Source organism: Profundibacter amoris, assembly GCF_003544895.1.
Taxonomy (GTDB): Bacteria; Pseudomonadota; Alphaproteobacteria; order Rhodobacterales; family Rhodobacteraceae; genus Profundibacter; species Profundibacter amoris.
On sequence record NZ_CP032125.1, the window covers coordinates 1,683,683 to 1,701,466 of the forward strand.

General features: G+C 57.1%; 17 protein-coding genes. 6 read left to right on the forward strand and 11 right to left on the reverse strand.

The window, feature by feature from the left end:
* The first annotated feature begins 138 nt into the window (after positions 1 to 138).
* The 3 genes from dctP (at position 139) to BAR1_RS08430 (ending at position 3,013) form a co-directional block, all read left to right on the forward strand.
* Complete coding sequence (gene dctP / locus BAR1_RS08420) at positions 139 to 1,134, forward strand: TRAP transporter substrate-binding protein DctP (protein ID WP_118942610.1); 996 nt, start codon at positions 139 to 141, stop codon at positions 1,132 to 1,134.
* 74 nt (positions 1,135 to 1,208) lie between these two features.
* Positions 1,209 to 1,736, forward strand: coding sequence for a TRAP transporter small permease subunit (locus tag BAR1_RS08425; RefSeq protein ID WP_118942611.1), 528 nt, complete (start codon positions 1,209 to 1,211; stop codon positions 1,734 to 1,736).
* Complete coding sequence (locus BAR1_RS08430; RefSeq protein WP_118942612.1) at positions 1,736 to 3,013, forward strand: TRAP transporter large permease; 1,278 nt, start codon at positions 1,736 to 1,738, stop codon at positions 3,011 to 3,013. Before BAR1_RS08425 ends, BAR1_RS08430 begins: the two co-directional genes overlap by 1 nt.
* Before the next feature lie 2 nt (positions 3,014 to 3,015).
* Here the strand turns inward: BAR1_RS08430 and BAR1_RS08435 are convergent, their stop codons facing one another.
* From BAR1_RS08435 to BAR1_RS08470, 8 genes are all read right to left on the reverse strand, one after another.
* A complete protein-coding gene (locus tag BAR1_RS08435) occupies positions 3,016 to 4,638 on the reverse strand; it encodes a dihydroxyacetone kinase subunit DhaK (RefSeq protein WP_118942613.1) in 1,623 nt (540 codons plus the stop codon).
* Positions 4,639 to 4,649: 11 nt separating this feature from the next.
* Positions 4,650 to 5,645 carry an ABC transporter ATP-binding protein gene (locus BAR1_RS08440; RefSeq protein WP_118942614.1) on the reverse strand — a complete coding sequence of 332 codons (996 nt, stop codon included), beginning with the start codon at positions 5,643 to 5,645 and terminating at the stop codon, positions 4,650 to 4,652.
* Positions 5,638 to 6,735: an ABC transporter ATP-binding protein gene (locus tag BAR1_RS08445; protein WP_118942615.1), complete on the reverse strand. Its 1,098-nt coding sequence runs from the start codon at positions 6,733 to 6,735 to the stop codon at positions 5,638 to 5,640. Before BAR1_RS08445 ends, BAR1_RS08440 begins: the two co-directional genes overlap by 8 nt.
* Positions 6,736 to 6,738: 3 nt before the next feature.
* A complete protein-coding gene (locus BAR1_RS08450; protein WP_118942616.1) occupies positions 6,739 to 6,927 on the reverse strand; it encodes a hypothetical protein in 189 nt (62 codons plus the stop codon).
* The gene (locus tag BAR1_RS08455; RefSeq protein WP_118942617.1) at positions 6,924 to 7,865 is read right to left on the reverse strand and encodes a carbohydrate ABC transporter permease; all 942 of its coding nucleotides are present in this window, start codon (positions 7,863 to 7,865) and stop codon (positions 6,924 to 6,926) included. The genes BAR1_RS08450 and BAR1_RS08455 overlap by 4 nt, the downstream gene beginning before the upstream one ends.
* Positions 7,862 to 8,809, reverse strand: a complete 948-nt coding sequence (locus tag BAR1_RS08460) for a carbohydrate ABC transporter permease (RefSeq protein ID WP_118942618.1) — start codon at positions 8,807 to 8,809, stop codon at positions 7,862 to 7,864. The genes BAR1_RS08455 and BAR1_RS08460 overlap by 4 nt, the downstream gene beginning before the upstream one ends.
* Before the next feature lie 108 nt (positions 8,810 to 8,917).
* Positions 8,918 to 10,243 carry an ABC transporter substrate-binding protein gene (locus BAR1_RS08465; protein WP_118942619.1) on the reverse strand — a complete coding sequence of 442 codons (1,326 nt, stop codon included), beginning with the start codon at positions 10,241 to 10,243 and terminating at the stop codon, positions 8,918 to 8,920.
* 176 nt (positions 10,244 to 10,419) lie between these two features.
* Complete coding sequence (locus BAR1_RS08470) at positions 10,420 to 11,451, reverse strand: LacI family DNA-binding transcriptional regulator (protein ID WP_118942620.1); 1,032 nt, start codon at positions 11,449 to 11,451, stop codon at positions 10,420 to 10,422.
* A gap of 337 nt (positions 11,452 to 11,788) precedes the next feature.
* Between BAR1_RS08470 and ppsA the strand changes: the two genes are divergently transcribed.
* Positions 11,789 to 14,167: a phosphoenolpyruvate synthase gene (gene ppsA, locus BAR1_RS08475; protein ID WP_118942621.1), complete on the forward strand. Its 2,379-nt coding sequence runs from the start codon at positions 11,789 to 11,791 to the stop codon at positions 14,165 to 14,167.
* Here ppsA and BAR1_RS08480 read toward each other — a convergent pair whose 3' ends face one another.
* On the reverse strand, positions 14,168 to 15,025 hold the full coding sequence (locus BAR1_RS08480; protein ID WP_118942622.1) for a bile acid:sodium symporter family protein: 858 nt from the start codon (positions 15,023 to 15,025) through the stop codon (positions 14,168 to 14,170).
* A 125-nt stretch (positions 15,026 to 15,150) separates the two neighbouring features.
* Between BAR1_RS08480 and BAR1_RS08485 the strand changes: the two genes are divergently transcribed.
* Both BAR1_RS08485 and BAR1_RS08490 read left to right on the forward strand, forming a co-directional pair.
* Entirely contained in the window at positions 15,151 to 15,774 is a 624-nt protein-coding gene (locus tag BAR1_RS08485; protein ID WP_118942623.1) for an SCO family protein, read from the forward strand.
* A complete protein-coding gene (locus BAR1_RS08490) occupies positions 15,774 to 16,304 on the forward strand; it encodes a TlpA disulfide reductase family protein (RefSeq protein WP_118942624.1) in 531 nt (176 codons plus the stop codon). The genes BAR1_RS08485 and BAR1_RS08490 overlap by 1 nt, the downstream gene beginning before the upstream one ends.
* A gap of 159 nt (positions 16,305 to 16,463) precedes the next feature.
* Here BAR1_RS08490 and BAR1_RS08495 read toward each other — a convergent pair whose 3' ends face one another.
* Both BAR1_RS08495 and BAR1_RS08500 read right to left on the reverse strand, forming a co-directional pair.
* Entirely contained in the window at positions 16,464 to 17,306 is an 843-nt protein-coding gene (locus BAR1_RS08495; protein ID WP_228408804.1) for an ABC transporter permease, read from the reverse strand.
* Positions 17,303 to 17,779, reverse strand: coding sequence for a hypothetical protein (locus BAR1_RS08500; RefSeq protein WP_118942625.1), 477 nt, complete (start codon positions 17,777 to 17,779; stop codon positions 17,303 to 17,305). Before BAR1_RS08500 ends, BAR1_RS08495 begins: the two co-directional genes overlap by 4 nt.
* Positions 17,780 to 17,784: the final 5 nt, after the last annotated feature.

The following is a 17,784-nucleotide window of genomic DNA, read 5'->3' on the forward strand; positions in this document are numbered from 1 at the left end:
GTAGAGGTTGCCTGTCTGGCGCTTGGAAAACACTGTTCCCGCGCCTGTATCAAAGCTGCACTATACCCGCACCGGCAATTGCAGGTGCAGGTAAGAAAACGAACGCCCCGACTAGAGGGCCAAAAGGGAGAGATAAATATGAAAAACTGGATTTTAGGATCTGTAGCAGCGGTTGCCATCGCGGCATCCGCATCCATCGCCGCAGCCGAAACCGTGCTGCGCGTGTCGCTGCAATTGCCGGAAACCCATTCGCTGGGCCAGAACTGGCTGGAATTCGGCCGTATCATCGAGGAAAAATCCGGCGGCGAGTTGAAAATCCAGCTTTTCCCATCGGCACAACTGTTCAAGGACAAAGAAGTCCCCGGCGCAGTCGGCTCGGGGGCAGTTGATGCCGGCTCGGCGTTTCTGGGGCGTTTTACCGGATCGGTACCGGCGGTGGATGTGGTTGCGATCCCGTTCATCTTTCAGGACGAGGCCCATTTGCGGGCGGCGGTTGCGCCGGATTCGGCAATGCGCAGCACACTGGATGGCGCAATCCTGAAAGAAACCAACAACCGCATTTTGTGGTGGCAGGCCTTTGGTCGCAATATCTATCTGAGCAAGGGGGAACCGATTGTGCTGCCGACCGATCTGGCTGGCAAAAAGGTGCGCACCTACGGCAAAATTCAGGGCTGGACGGTTGAGGCACTGGGCGGCGCGCCCACATTGATGTCCGGCTCGAAACAGTTTCTGGCCTATCAGCAGGGTGCTGTTGATGTGGGCATGACGGGTGCATCTGCTGTGAAGTCGCGCAAACTTTATGAAGTGATGGACAACATGACCCTGACATTCGACAGCGCGATCGAATTTGTCGCCGTAATCAACAACGACGTCTACGAGGGGCTGTCGGACGAACACAAGGCCATCATCGACGCCGCCGCGCGCGAAGTCGAAGCCAAATTGCGGGATTCGATTTATGCGCAGGAAACCGAAGCCGTGGCCGAGGTTTCCAGCAAAATGAACGTTATCGAACTGACACCCGAACAGCGTGCCGCGTGGGTCAAAGCCACCTCGGGTATCGTGGACCGTTTCATCGAGGAAACGGGTGACGTGGGCAAAGCCGCTGTTGATGCGGTGCGCTCGGCCGCTATGTAGTCAAAACGAAACAGGGCGTGCCGGCATTTGTCCGGCCCGCCCTTTCTTTTCCCCCAGAATGTCAGGAGCCACCCATGGCCCCCCTATTGCGCAAGGCAATCCGCCTGATTGACGGCGCGTCGGAAACCGCCGGATTTCTTTCCGCCTGGAGCCTGTTTTTAATCGGGTTTTTCATCACTTACGAGGTTGTTATGCGGCATGTATTCACCGCCCCGACGATCTGGGTGGATGAGGTCAGCCGGATTTTACAGGTCTGGGTGGTCTATCTGGCGGCCTCGTATGTGTTGAAACACCGCGAGATGGTGACGATCGAGGTTCTCTTGTCCGACCCCACCACATTGCGCCGCCGGCTTGCGGAAACATTTGCCCTTGCTATGCTGTTTATTTTCGCCGGTGTGGCCATGTACTACGGCTTTCAACTGTGGCTGAAGGAAACCCTTGCGGGCCACACCACAGATACATACCTTGCCCCGCCAAAATGGCTGACCCATGCGCCGGTCTGGGTCGGAAGTCTGCTGTTGATCCTTCAGGGTCTGGTCGAACTGTATCGCGTCTGGACCGAGGACATTCCGGCCGATGACATACTGGAAGGGGCCCACTGATGGAGGCGTTTTTCATACTGACCGCGTTGCTGGCCATCCTGATGCTGCGCACGCCGGTGGCCTTTGCGCTAGGCGGGCTGGGGGTAATCCTGCTGGCGCTCAAAGGGATGCCTCTGGTGGCCGTGCCGCAACGGCTGCACGGGTCAATGGACAGTTTCGAATTGCTGGCAATCCCGATGTTTCTGCTGATGTCCAACATTCTGCTGAAAGGCGGCGTAGGACGTGACCTGTTTGCAGCAGTGCAAAGCTGGGTCGGGCACTGGCCCGGCGGGCTGGGTGTCGCGACCATCCTTAGTTGCACCCTGTTTTCCGCCATTTCCGGCTCCAGCGTGGCCACGGCGGCAACCATCGGCACCGTGGCCATCCCCGAAATGACCAAACGCGGCTATGACCGCTCTTTTGTGATGGGGATGCTGGCGGCAGGCGGCACATTGGGCATTCTGATCCCGCCCTCGATCCCGCTGATCATTTACGGGGTGGTTTCGGAAACCTCGATCCCGAAGCTGTTTCTGGCAGGGGTCGGGCCGGGTCTGTTTCTGGCCTCGGCCTTTATTGTCTATGGCATTCTGTTTGCCAAACTGACCGGCGCCTACACCCCGATCGCCAAATCCACATGGGCCGAACGCGGCCGCGCTACGATGATGGCCTTTCCCACCGTATTGCTGGCGATAACGATTGTCGGGTCAATCTATGCCGGCATCGCCACCCCGTCCGAAAGCGCGGGATTGGGGTTTGTGTTTGCCATCATCATCACCTTTGCCATGGGGCGGATGAATTTCAGCCTGATGAAAGAGGCCGTCGAAGCGGCACTGCGCACAACCGTAATGATCCTGCTGATCGTGGCCGGTGCCAAGGTGTTTTCCTTTGCCATCACCCTTTACCTGATCCCGCAATCCATCAGCCAGCTTTTGACCATGAATATCGACAATCCGAACCTGTTTATTCTGGCTGTCGGGGTGGTCCTGCTGATCATGGGCTTTTTTCTTGAGAGCCTGTCGATGCTGCTGATTATGGTGCCGGTATTGCTGCCGGCGGTGTTCAACATGAACATTGATCCGATCTGGTTCGGCATCTTCTTTGTGGTGCTGATCGAAACCGCGCTGATCACCCCGCCTGTGGGGATGAACCTGTTTGTTATTCAGGCGGTGGGCAAAGTCAGTTTGCAAGAGGTGGCCAAAGGTGCCCTGCCCTTTGCGGGAATCATGCTGGCAACGGCGGTATTGCTGTGGTTCTGGCAGGATCTGGCGCTGTATATCCCCTATCAACTGGCCCGTTAGACTCAGATCTGACTTAGCTTTTCAAACAGCCGCGCCACTGCTTCGGCGCCCGGATCATTGTGGCCACTTAACCGGTCCTCGGAAATATAACTGGCACGGCCTGCCTTGGCCTTGAGGATCTGCGCGGTGTGATCCGCCCCTTTGCGCGCGGCAACGGCAGCGGCGGCAAAGCCGTTTGGCAAGGCGTCAAGCGCGGGTGCAAGGGCGTCGATCATGGTGCGATCCCCCAGATGCGCGCCGCCCACTTCCTGAACCCGTGCAAGGCCCGCTTTCAACGCCTCGACATGGTTTTTGCCACTTGATGCCGCATCCCCTGCCGCCGAGAAAAAGATCGCCAGCAACACGCCGGATGATCCGCCCATCGTCTGGCTAAGTTCCAGCGCAATGGCGCGATACAACTGGGTGGAATCCGCCAGCGGCAGTTGGTCCAGCACCCCTTTCAACGCCCGCGCCGCCCCTGCAAGGGTCGAGCCGGTATCGCCATCGCCCGATTGCGCGTCCAGCGCGTTCAGGTCGGCTTCGGCCTCTAGAAACACATCACAGCACCGCGTGATAAAGGCCCCCATTTGCGCGTCAGAAGACGGGATCGGTTTGATCGGTGTCAGCCCGTCGGGAATGGGCAGCACATCCGGCGCATCCAGCGCACAGCAACAGGGCCAGTCACGCATCGTGACCGGTTCCTGCAACAGCGCCAGTTCCTGATCATTCACCGGCAGCACCGACACCGAAAAACCGCGCATATCCAGCGAGGTCATCATCGCCGCCGGACCAACCAGATAACGGATGTCGGGGATGGTGCCGGATTTGGCCATTTCCTCGGCCAGCACGGCCATTTCCAGCGGAGTTGCCCCGCCCAGATTGTTAAGCATCGCCACCTTGGGACCATCCCCCGCAAAGGGTTTCAGCCGTTCCAGCACAATGGCAATCGCATTGGCCGCAGTGCTGAAATCAACAAGTTCAACACCGGATTCACCGTGGATGCCAAGGCCCAGCTCGGCCTTGCCTTCGGCAATCCTGTCTTCCTTGGGCGATCCCGGCACCGTGCAGGTGTCCAGCGACATGCCCAGACTGGCCACATTGCCGATCACCCGTTTGGCGGCGGCGGTAACAGTGTCCAGATCGGCCCCCGCTTCGGCCAGCGCCCCGGCGATTTTATGCACGAACAACGTGCCCGCCACACCGCGCGCCTGTGGCAGATCGGGCAGAGCGATATCGTCGTCCACGATCACCATTGACACCTTGATGCCATAGGCCCGCGCCCGTTCCGCCGCCAGACCGAAATTCAGCCGGTCACCGGTATAGTTTTTCACAATCAGCAAACAGCCCGCCGGACCCGACACCGCCAGAATTCCCGCCAGCACCGCATCCACCGAGGGCGAGGCAAACACATCGCCACAGACCGCCGCAGTCAGCATTCCTGCCCCGACAAACCCCACATGCGCCGGTTCATGGCCCGAGCCACCGCCCGACACCAGCGCCACCTTGGATTTGTCGATGTCGTTGCGCACCACGACCTTGATATGCGGGTATCCGTCCAGCCGTGACAACCGCCCCTTGGCGGTGCGCAACACGCCGTCGATGGCCTCGGTTACAAGGGTTTCTTTGCTGTTGATAAACTGGGCCATAAGAATTCTCCTTACTTCAAGCGGTCACCGCTGGCGTTAAAATACAGGGGGTTTTCGGGGGTGATGGCGATGCTGTCGCCTTTGGTCAGTGTTGTGTGGGCCTCGGTCAGGGTGATCAGGGGATTACCTGCGATATCCAGATGCAGGCGGGTCTGGTCGCCCAGATGTTCCACCCGAACAACGGTGGCCTGCACCCCTGCCCCGATGTGGATATGTTCGGGTCGCAAGCCAATGTTCACAGCCCCTGCAGGGGCATCGGGGAACAAGTCGGCGGGAAGAATATTGATTTTCGGCGATCCCAGCCGGCTGGCCACATAGATGCTGACCGGATCCTCGTAAACCTGCCGCGGGGTGCCGAATTGAACCAGCCGGCCCTGATCCAGCACACCGACATGGGTGGCCATGGTCATCGCCTCGATCTGGTCGTGGGTCACATACAGCAGGGTCGCGCCCAGACTGGCCTGAATGCGTTTCAGTTCGATTCGAAGGTCCGAACGCAGCTTGGCATCCAGCGAGCTGAGCGGTTCATCCATCAGGTAAATTTGTGGATCACGCACCAGCGCGCGGCCGATGGATACACGCTGCATCTCGCCCCCCGACAGTTCGGTCGCCTTGTTGTCCAGCTTGTGCGAAATCTGCAAAACCGCCGCCACCTCGTCCACCTTGCGAATGATTTCATCCGCAGGCGTGCGCAACACGGGCGATTTCAGCGGAAAGGCCAGATTATCGCGCACCGAAAGATGCGGATAGAGCGAATATTGCTGAAACACCATCGCCACATCGCGTTGTGCGGGTGACATGCTGGCCACATCCACACCGTCGATCAGGATCTGCCCGCTGTCGGGCTTGTCCAGTCCCGAAATCAGCCGCAATGTGGTGGTTTTACCGGCGCCGGTCGGTCCCAGCAGCACCACGAACGAGCCATCCGGTACCGTCATTGTCACATTATCCAATACCACCTGACTGCCAAAGGATTTGCACAGGTTTTTCAAGCTGATTTCAGCCATGATCCAGCACTCCTTTGTTGCCCTCACATAGCAGCGCCTTGCCGGTGCCCTTGTCAAACAGCGTCACATTGCGCGGGTTAAAGGTTAGCCCCACGGCATCGCCTGCCTTGACGGGCCTATCCGAAGGTATCCGTGCCTTGATGGTGCCGTTCGGAGTATCCAGCGTGACAATCTGGGTTGTGCCCAGATATTCGCTTGCCACGACTAGCGCCCGATAGGGTGCACTGTCGCTGAAACTTACATTTTCGGGGCGGATGCCGAACACCAGATCACCGGAGGCGCCTTGCAATTGTTCCGGCACATAGAAACTGTGGCCATCCAGATGGACCGTGCTGTCACCTTTTGCCACGTCCCCCTGAAAATGCAGGAAATTCATGCTGGGCGAACCGATGAAATCGGCCACAAACATGGTTGCGGGCCAGTCATAGATTTCCTGCGGCACGCCGAACTGTTCCACAACACCGTGGTTCATCACCACGATCTTGTCGCCCATCTGCATCGCTTCCAATTGATCGTGGGTGACGTAAACCGTGGTGGCCCCCATGCGGTCATGCAGGGCGCGCAACTCCTCGGCCATATGTTCGCGGAATTCGGCATCCAGCGCCCCCAGCGGCTCGTCCATCATGAACGCCTTTGGCTCGCGCACAATCGCCCGCCCCAGCGCGACGCGCTGACGGTCGCCCCCGGACAGGCCCCCCACCGGTTTGCCCAAAATATCCTCGATCCCCAGAATGCGCGCCACTTCGGCCACCTTCTGTTTAATCTGCGCCTTGGGCATGCCCTGACTTTTTAGCGGATAGCTGATATTATTGCGCACATTCATATGAGGATAGAGCGCGAACATCTGGAAAACAAAGGCAATATCGCGTTCACGGGCCGGTTTCTGGCTCACCTCTTCGCCATCAATAAACACCTCGCCCGAGGTGGGCAATTCCAGCCCGGCGATCATGCGCAAAGTAGTGGTTTTGCCGCAGCCTGACGGACCAAGCAGCATAAAGAATTCGCCATCCTCAATGGTGAAACTGGATTCCTGCACGGCAGTGAAATCGCCGAAATCCTTACGAAGGTTTTTGATAATTATCTGCGCCATGATCTATTCCGGAAAATGGCTGACGATGATGAACATCACCGTGCCGACCAAAGTAACAAGGAATGAATAGGTGAAAGCAACCATCCAGAAGGATTGCATCATCATAAACACCCCCAATGCAATCAGAACCGAGGCCAGCATTTCCCATGCGCCGCGACGAAAACGCAGTAATCCTTTGAAAAATCCGCTCATTTGCGCACGGCCCCGAATGTGATCCCGCGCAACAGATGTTTGCGCAACAGGATGGTGAAAATCATAACCGGCATCAGGAAGATCGTGGCGCCTGCCGCCACCGCCGGCCAGTCCTGCCCGCCGACCCCGATGATGGTGGGGATGAACGGCGGTGCGGTTTGCGCCGTGCCCGAGGTCAGCAACACCGCAAAGGCGTATTCGTTCCAGGCAAAGATCAGGCAGAAAATCGCGGTCGAGGCAATGCCCGTTGCCGCCTGTGGCAGCACCACCTTGTAGAAGGCCTGAAAGCGGGTGTAGCCGTCGATCAGCGCAGCTTCCTCGTATTCCAGCGGGATTTCGTCGATAAACCCTTTCAGCAACCAGACCGACAGCGACAGATTGACGGCGGTATACAGCAGGATCATGCCCAGATGCGTGTCCGACAGGCCCAGCTGGCGGAACATCAAAAAGATCGGGATCGCCACCGCAATCGGCGGCATCATCCGTGTGGACAGGATGAAAAACAGCAGATCATCCTTGATCGGCACCTTGAACCGGGAAAAGGCATAGGCCGCCAGCGTGCCCAGAAACACCGAGAAAAAGGTCGAGCCAAAACCGATGATCACCGAATTCAGGAACCGCTGGCCAAAGCGGGACGGCCCCGCGATCACCATCCCCTTGTCGCGCACGATTTCCTCGTACCATGTCTGTGGCGGCTGCAAGGTATCCTGCATATCCGGTGTGATCCGTGTTTGCGTGGTGAACAGGTTCACATAGCCCTCAAGCGTCGGCTGGAACACCACCTTTGGCGGATAAGCGATTGAATCAGATGGGGATTTAAAGCCGGTGGCGATGATCCACAACAGCGGCATGATAGTGATCAGCGCATAGGCGACGACCAGCACACCGGCGATCCATTTCATCCGGTTTGACGGTTCGGTGACAGAAAACCCGCTCATCTTTCTTTTACCTTGTTCAGGGCTTTGACGTAAATCGAAGCCAGCCCGAAGATCGTCACGAACAGGATCACCGCATAGGCCGAAGCATATCCGGTGCGCCATTTCTCGAACGCCTCGCGTTTCAGATTGATCGAGGTGACCTCGGTTGCCGATCCCGGCCCGCCGCCTGTCAGCTGCACCACCAGATCGAACATCTTGAAGTTTTCAATGCCGCGAAACAGCACCGCCATCATCAGGAACGGCAGCACCATCGGGATGGTGATCGTCCAGAATTGCCGCCACTTGCTGGCGCGGTCACATTCGGCGGCCTCGTAGATCGAGCCGGGGATGGATCGCAGCCCCGCAAGGCAGATCAGCATCACAAAGGGCGTCCACATCCATGTGTCCACAATCACAATCGCCCAAGGCGCCAGATTGACCGAGCCGATCATCGAAAACGATGCCGGATCAACGCCGGAAAAGAAGCTGACCACATAGTTGAACAGTCCGATTTGCGGCTGATACAGGAAGGTCCAGAAGTTGCCGACCACCGCAGGCGACAGCATCATCGGCAGCACGATAATGGTGGTCCACATATCGTTGCCGCGAAATTTCTTGTTGATCAGATAGGCCAGCGTAAACCCGATCAGCACCTGGAAAAAGATCGTCCAGATCAGGAAATGCGCCGTGGCCTGCATGGTTTGCCAGATGTCGGGATCGGTCAGGATGCGTTCATAGTTGCGCAGGCCTACCCATTTCACATCGGCATTTATCCGGTTGACGCGGAAATTGGTGAAACTTAACCGGATCGTCCAGATCAGCGGGAAAATATTGACGGCCAACAACAGGAATATCGACGGTGCGACGAATATCCACGCAATCGTCCTGTCGGACAGACCTCTGACACGTTTGGCTATGCCTGGCGGGGTCGCTTTGGCAATACGGTCCATCGCTTTGTCGGCCATGGGAATTCCTTGGATTTCAGGTGGTTAGTCTGGCAGAGCAGGCATGCCGCTTGCTCTGCCGATGTGTCATGGCCCTGCCCGATTGGCAGGCAGGGCAGTTCGGCAGACCTAAATCTTGCCTTCGTCCTCGAATACTTCGGTCCAGTCCTTGACCAACCCGTCCAGCGCCTCTTTGGCTGTGCCCTGACCGGCAACCACATATTTGTGGACGCGGTCCTGCATCGCCAAAAGCAAGGACGCATAGGATGGCTCGGCCCAGAAATCCTTGACGATTGCCATGGATTCAAGGAACGCCTTGTTATAGGGCTGGGCATCCGGGAATGCCGGGTCCTCGACCACCGCGCGCATCGCCGATGCACCGCCCATTTCGGTCCAGCGGGCCTGAATTTCGGGCTGTGCGAACCACTTGATATAGGCAAGGGCTGCGTCCTTGTGCTCGGTATTGGCGACAACGGAAATCCCCTGCCCGCCCAACTGCGCATAGTGACCAGCCGGTCCCGGCGGGTTGGCAAAGTAACCGGTACGATCCCCGCCCACGTTCGGATCGGCATTCACACCGGGCCAGATAAAGGCAAAGTTCATCTGAAGCGCGACCTGACCGGATTTATAGGCGTCGATGTCTTCGGACATATACCAGTCGGACGATCCCGGAGGGGTACCCACATCATACAGCGCTTTGTAAAATTCCAGACCGGCAATCGCACCTTCGGAATTCACATAGCCATCCAGTTCGGCATAGGGGTTTTCCGGATTGCCATATTCAAAGCCGTAGTTATACAGCGCGTTGGTTACGCCCATTGTGATCCCTTCCGAGCCACGCTCGGTATAGATCGCGGCACCGTAAACGGTTTTGCCGTCGATATCGCGGCCCTGAAAGAATTCGGCGATGTCTTTTAGCTGTGACAGATCGGCAGGAATGCCCAAATCATAGCCGTATTTATCCTTGAATTCCTTTTGCAGTTCCGGCCGCGAGAACCAGTCCTTGCGATAGGTCCAGCCCACCACATCGGCATAGGCCGGCAGCGCCCAGTAGTTTGGCGTGCCTTTGGGCCATTCGGCGTAACCGGTCACGGTTGCAGGCAGGAAATCGTCCATTGTAATGCCATTGGCATCAAAGAAATCATTCAGTTTCAGGTATTGGCCGTTTTCAGCCGCGCCACCGATCCACTGGCTGTCACCGATCATCAGGTCACACAGTTTGCCGCCCGAGTTCAGTTCGTTCAGCATACGATCGGCAAAATTGGGCCACGGAACAAATTCGAATTCCATGTCCACGCCGGTTTTGCCCTCGAAATCCTTGGACAGTTCGACCAATGCGTTTGCCGGATCCCACGCGGCCCAGCATAGTGTCATGGTTTCAGCCGAAGCGTTTGTCGCGGCAAAAGCCGAGATCGTCGCCATAGCGGTTGCCATCATCAGATTGGATGTTTTCATTATTTTCTCCCTAGAAATAAAAGCGGGCCAGCAGCCCCCCTTTGCGCCACTTTATGGTCAAAAGCGTAGGTGATGTGCGCACCTCAAGTCAATTGATTTTTGAGGTGCGTGCCTCATATCACGTCAAATCAATGGCTTGGCATATTTTTATGGTTCTATCGGGGGTGGTAACTGGGTTATTCGGGCATATTTTCCCGCAAAGTGATCTCGATCCGAATCCGTTCCTGCGAGGCAATCGTGCCCACCTGCTCGGCCTTGGCGCGCAGGATCCTGATAGAGCTGCGCACCAGATGGCCAACATCCTGCGTGATCACCGCATCCAGTGTGCCGTCAATCAGTCGTGCGCGCGTGTCGGGTGTCAGTTCGTGGCCGATAATCACCATCTTGTTCGCCCCGCCCTCAGACTCGATCGCTTGCATGGTTTCGCCGATGTCGTGGTGCATCAGATAGATGCCGACAACGGCTTCCCCGCCCTGCAAAGCCGTGCGGATAATCCGGGCTGTGCGCTGCGGGTCGCCATAAGTTTCCATCGTCGGGCGCACCGTCAGACGGTCAGCGTATTTCGCCATGATCGCATCAAATCCCAGCCGCCGTTCCTGACTGTCACGCGACTGGATGGTTTCGGTCAAAACCAGCACCACACCTGCCTTTGCACCGGTAAACCGTGCCATCAACTGCCCAACCGTGCGCCCCGCCGCTTCGTTGTTGACCCCGACAAACAAGGCATTATCGGCGTTTGGCTGATTGGAAACAAAGGCCACAACGGCAATCCCCCGACTGTCCAGCCGCGATATGGCATCGCGCACCTGCGGGCTTTCGGGGGCCATGATGGCCACCCCGTCAACAGTATCGGCCGATAGTTCATCCAGTCGGGCGGCGATACGATGCGGATCATTGGCAGGCACCCGTATGACCGTCGCGCCGGTGCGTTCGCTGTGCAGCGCCTGGTTTGCCTCGTCGATTGAATCGCGGATCAGATCAATGAATTCATCGTCATGGTCCGGCAGTAAAAACACCATCCGGTATTCTTTGCCCCGCGCCAGATTGGCCGCCGACATATCCCGCACAAACCCGATATCCGCAATCGCGCGGGTCACACGTTCAACCGTCACCTTGCGCACCCCGCTACGACGGTTCAGCACCCGGTCAACGGTTGCCAAACTGACGCCAGCGGCTTTTGCAAGGTCTTTGGTCGTCGGTCTTGCCATGGGGTCTCCGCTTGGGCAATCAGGTTGCGTTGCAATGAGGCACGTCAATCATTTATATATGCCCCGCAGCCCCAAGTAAACGTCCCCAAGCGACATCCGGCATGCCAATATGCGCCATATTCCGGCTACTTGCCCCGGAAAAATGATTTGTAAAATGCCCGTCAATGCGCATCTGAATACCTGTGCAAACAACCTGATAAAAATTGAAAAATACTATTTCTTAACATAATATGCGGCATTTTCACGGTTATTGATCGACAACATTGCACAGTCCCCGCGCCTGACCCATTTATAGTATAAGACGATATGAATCCGTTACCATAAGGGGGTGCCCGCTATGAGTACTGATAATCGCAACATCATCTGGTTTGAGAAATTGTCCCGCACGGATGTGGGTCTGGTCGGGGGTAAAAATTCCTCGCTCGGGGAAATGGTCAGCAACCTGTCACAAGCGGGGATCAAAGTGCCGGCCGGTTTTGCCACCACCGCTGACGCCTATCGGGCCTATATGACCTATAATCACCTTGATGACCTGATCGCAACGACGCTTAGCCAAGAGGCCGACGGTAAGATTTCATTGCAAAAAGCCGGCGAAACCATCCGCGCGGCCATCATCAAAGGGGACTGGCCGCAAGATATCCGTGACAGCCTGATCGAAAGCTATCAAAAACTGGGCAAACGCAGCGGGGATGATGAATTGCCCGTCGCCGTGCGCTCCAGCGCCACAGCCGAGGATCTGCCGGACGCCAGTTTCGCCGGTCAGCAGGAAACCTATCTGAATGTGCGCGGGGAAAAGGCACTGCTGAACACCTGTCGGCGCTGCTATGCTTCTCTGTTTACCGATCGGGCGATTTCCTATCGTAAAATCAAAGGGTTCGATCATCAGAAAATTGCATTGTCGGTCGGGGTGCAACGCATGGTGCGCTCGGACATCGGCGGCTCGGGCGTGATGTTTTCTATCGATACGGAATCGGGTTTTGACAAGGTTGTCCTGATCAACGCCGCATGGGGGTTGGGTGAAAACGTGGTTCAGGGCGCGGTCAATCCTGATGAATACGAGGTTTACAAGCCATTGTTATCCAACCCCGATTTGGCCCCGATCCTTGAAAAGAAACTGGGCGCCAAAGAAAAGAAAATGATCTATGCCGGCAGCAGTGGCGGCGAAACCCGCAATGTGCCCACCTCCAAGGCCGAACGCGCGGCGTTTGTTCTGACGGATGATGATATTCTGAACCTTGCCCGACAGGCCTGCACGATCGAAGAACACTATGGTCAGCCTATGGATATGGAATGGGCCAAGGACGGGATCACGGGTGAATTGTTCATCGTTCAGGCCCGGCCCGAAACTGTGCAATCGCGCATCGGTGAAGGGGTGCAGAAAACCTATCGGGTGCGCAATGCCGGCAAGAAACTGTTAAGCGGTCTTAGTGTTGGCTCGGCCGCCATTTCCGGCCGTGTCTGCCTGATTGAAAACGCCAGGGACATCGACCGGTTTGTCGATGGCTCGATCCTTGTCACCTCGACCACCGACCCCGATTGGGTGCCCATCATGAAACGCGCAGCAGCGATTGTGACGGATCACGGCGGGCGCACCTCGCATGCCGCGATTGTCAGTCGTGAACTGGGGCTTCCGGCGATTGTCGGCACCTCGCAGGCCACGCATATCCTGCATGATGAACAGGACATCACGGTATCCTGCGCCGAGGGGGACGAGGGTTTTGTTTACGAAGGCTACGCCGATATCGAGGTGCAGGAAATCCAGACCGGGGATGTGCCCGAAACCAAAACCCGTGTGATGCTGAACCTTGCCAACCCCTCTGCCGCGTTTCGCTGGTGGCACTTGCCTGCGGACGGTGTTGGACTGGCGCGGATGGAGTTTGTGGTCAACAATGCCGTGCGGGTTCACCCGATGGCGCTGGTCCATTTCGACAACCTGAAGGACGGGGCCGCACGCGATGAAATCGCCGAACTGACAAAAGGTTACGCAGACAAACGCGACTATTTCGTTGACCATCTGGCCATGGGTTTATCGCGTATTGCAGCGGTTATGTATCCCAAGCCGGTTATCATCCGGATGAGTGATTTCAAGACCAATGAATACGCCGATCTATTGGGCGGCAAACAGTTTGAGCCGAAAGAGGAAAACCCGATGATCGGTTTTCGCGGGGCCTCGCGGTACTACTCGGACCGCTACCGCGAGGGGTTCGCGCTGGAATGTCGGGCGATCAGAAAATTGCGCATGGAGATGGGCTTTGATAATGTGATCGTGATGATCCCCTTCTGCCGCTCGCCGGACGAGGCAGACCGCGTGCTGGGGGTGATGGCCGAAAACGGGCTGGAGCGGGGCAAGGACGGTTTGCAGGTCTATGTCATGTGCGAAATCCCGTCCAATGTGATCCTGGCCGAAGAATTTGCCAAACGGTTTGACGGATTTTCGATCGGCTCAAATGATCTGACACAGCTGACGCTGGGCGTTGACCGCGATTCCGAGGATCTGTCGGACCTGTTTCAGGAAAGTGATCCGGCAGTGTTGTGGATGATCAAAACGGTGATCGAAAAGGCACATAAAGCGGGGTCCAAGGTGGGGCTGTGTGGTCAGGCACCCAGCAACAACCCCGAATTTGCCCGCAAACTGGTGGAATACGGTATTGATTCAATCTCGGTCACGCCGGACGCTTATCTGGCGGTGAAACAGAACGTGGCCAAGGCCGAATGATCAGGTGCCCGACACTGAAACGGCGCGCCTGTGGGCCATACTGATCTGCACCAGCGCCGAGATATTCATCACCAGCGCGTAAATCAGCGCTGGTGTGGCTAGGGCCGGATTCTTTAACAGGGATCCGGCCACAAACATCGCCACAGCGACGTTTTGCAAGGAGGCCTCGACCATAATCGCCCGGCGTTGGCCGGTGTTCAGCCCCATCAGCATCCCTGCCCCGCCAGCCAGCCCCAGCGCAATCAGGTTCAATGCGACAACGGCCGGCCCGACGCTGGACAGATGATCGGTGATCGCGCCCCAGTTCTGCACAAAGGTGGCCAGCACCATTGCCGCGAAAATCAGTTTGGAAACGGGATCGAGGATATTTCCCAACCGTTTCGCAGTTTCGGGACGCCATGCAGCAAAGCCGATGCCGATGGCCATGGGAACCAGCGCGACAGCACTCATCGCCATGCTCATTTTCGCAAGGCCGGAAACACCCGGCAATGCCGCCACGCCCGCCAGCATCAGGATAGCCGGTATCGTCACTGCGGCCAGAGATGTGGTCACCAGCGTCATTGCGGCCGAAAGGGCCACATCAGCGTGGGCCAGCCATGCGATGTAGTTCGACGTTACCCCGCCCGGCGCCGCCGCCACCAGAACCAGCCCGATCGACATCTCGGTGGACAGGCCAAACAGCCGCACCAACAAAAACGCAACGGCCGGCAGCAGCATCATTTGCACCGCAAGCCCCGTGAACAAGGCCTGCGGGTGGCGAAATGCCGCCCCCACTCGGTCTAGCGACAGGCGTAACCCCACCACAAACATCAATAAAATCAAACCTGCCGGCAGGAATGCAGCCAGTATTTGTGTCATCCGACATAGCCCTTCAAACTGTTCCGGTTGCAATAGTCGGATTTGGCGGCCATTGACATGACTTAAGTCAAGGCATTGCCCGAAATCCCCCCATATTATTACGGGAACTTTCAAGGAGAATAACCATGCTAGCACGGCGCAGTTTTCTAATTCTGGGCGGCTCGTTCATCGGGGCGGCGGGCGCTGGCCTGCCGGTTCTGGCCCAGCGGCAAGATGTTGATCTGGAAGCGGACACGGCCCAGGACACAGCGGATGTTCGCCGCCGGTTCATGATGGAAGACACCTATGGCAATCTGGTCAAGGATGACGATTTCCAAGGGAAATTCATGTTGATCTATTTCGGCTACATGTCCTGTCCGGATGTCTGCCCGACAACGCTGGCCACACTGGCCGATGCGATGGAGCAACTGGGCGATCTGAACGAAGATCTGGCCGTGTTGTTTGTAACCGTTGATCCGGATCGGGACGGGCCAAAAGACCTGCATGATTACGTGCAATTCTTTGACAAACGCATCATCGCGCTGCGCGGCCCCAAAGCCTATACCGATCATATGGTCAAAGCGTTCAATGCGCGGTACGAATTCTATTATCCCGACCCCGAGGACAAGAGCGAATATACCGTGGACCACACGGCCTCGGTTGCCTTTGTCGGCCCCTATGGCAACCTGATCAAACGCTTCCCGCATGGCATGTCGGCGGATGACATTGCAAAGGATATTCGTGAAACGATGGAAGCGGCGCGCAAGTAATGAAACGGCGGGCGTTTCTTACACTGACCGCCGCAACCCTTGCAAACCGGGGATTTGCGCAAGATGGTGCAATGCCTGCGGCGGCGCTGGTGCACCCTGCGATACCGGCCAAGGATGCCCGTGATCTGTTGATGAAGGATGCCGATGGCAATCCGGTTTCCATAACCGATTATGCCGGTCGGCTGGTGGTGTTGAACCTTTGGGGATCATGGTGCCCGCCCTGCCGCCGCGAGATGCCCTCGATTTCACGGCTAGTCGACAAGGTCGATCCGGCCAGGATTACCGTGCTGCCCCTGGCGTTTGAAAACGGCAACGCGACACGGGTCAAGGTGTTCTACAAAACCACCGGCATTACCAACCTGCCCATCCTGCTGGGCGACGGGCAAAACCTGCAATCCGTTCTGTCCCTGTCACGCCTGCCCACCACCGCCATTCTGGACCAGACCGGCATGCATATTGCTACCGTTGCAGGCGAAGCCATGTGGGATGATGACGATACATTGGCGTGGTTGAACCGGTTGGCTGGCTGAACACTTCGAACCGGCAAGATCGCTAGCGACATCTGGATTGTCACCAAAATCGGCTTGCAAGAATTTCCCGCCTGAACATATCCATTAAACCGGTTTAGTGGATATATTCAGGGCACTAATTAACAAGCCTTATCAGGGTATTATAGGATTTTAGGGAAACTACACCAGATCGGTTTTTCTAAACCGCCAATACCCCAGCGCCGCAAAAAGCAGGCCCAGAATTGTCGGGTAAACCATCGCCCAGACCACATATCCAACCACGCCAAAGGCATCCAGAATGACATAGGACGCAGGCCCCAGCAGGATCAATTGCGGATCAAACAGGATCATCGACGCGGTGCGGAAACTTTGCAGCGGGTTGGCCAGGGCAATACCGACCACATATTCCGGCGGGAATTGTGAACGGATCATAATCGATAGCAACAACAGATCCAGCAGCGCCACCAGCAGCAGCCAGATCACCATCGAGGCCCCCAGCGCCACTTCGGTTGAGCGCGAAATGGTGGACAGCAAAAACCCCAGCCCCAGAAAACAGGTCGATAGGGCAGCAACCAGACCGGCATAAAGCAGCACATGATTCCACGGTATTTCGTGCCCTTTAACCGCGCCATAAGCCGCAGCAATCGCCAGCGCAATAATAACCGGCGTCAGGATCAGCACCAGACGGGCAAAGAACCGCCCCCAGAACCAGGCCGACAGGCTGACCGGAAAGGCCAGCATATATTCCAGATTTCCCGCCTCGCGATCACCCACCATAGAACGGGCCGTCACCACGATGATGAACAGCGGCAGCACCGCCATGGCGATCTGGATATAGGTCACCAGCAGGCGCGACAGGCCGGTAAAACCCAACACGCGGCTTTCGGAAACGCCGGTCAGGATCAGCAACAGCATCAGCCCGATCAGCACCACGGAATAGAAGTGGAACCAACGTGATCGCAGGCTTTCGGCCAGTTCCAGCCGGAACATCAGGCCAAGGGTGGCACGGGGGGAAGATGTCATTTGGTCCATTCCTCGACGGGTAGGCAGCGGCTGGAAAGGCCGCGCAGAATTACGGCGGCGCGCATGACTTCGAAAGTCACGGTTCCGGGTTCATTGGTGGGCACGGCGGCATAGCCGTAATCCATCGGGCTGATGGTGTCGGGGTGGTAGAACGCCTTGCGTGCATCCAGCCAGTCCTTGCCGGTGTTGCTGTCGCGCACCCAGAATTCAAGTGTCGGATCTGCTTTCCAGTCCTGCACCGAAAGCCAGTGAACCGCGTCACCAATATCGTCAAACTTGAAGATATTCTTTTCGGGGTCCCGAATTTCAGCCGCATAGCGGGCGTCGGAAATGATCATGCCGCAGATCGTGCAGGTCTCCCTGCCCCAGCGGATTTCCACAGGGCCTTCATCGGGTTCTTTGCAGGCCGCCAGCAAGGGAGCTGCCGCAAGCAGACCCAGAACCGAACGGCGGTGGAAATGACAACGGCACATATCCC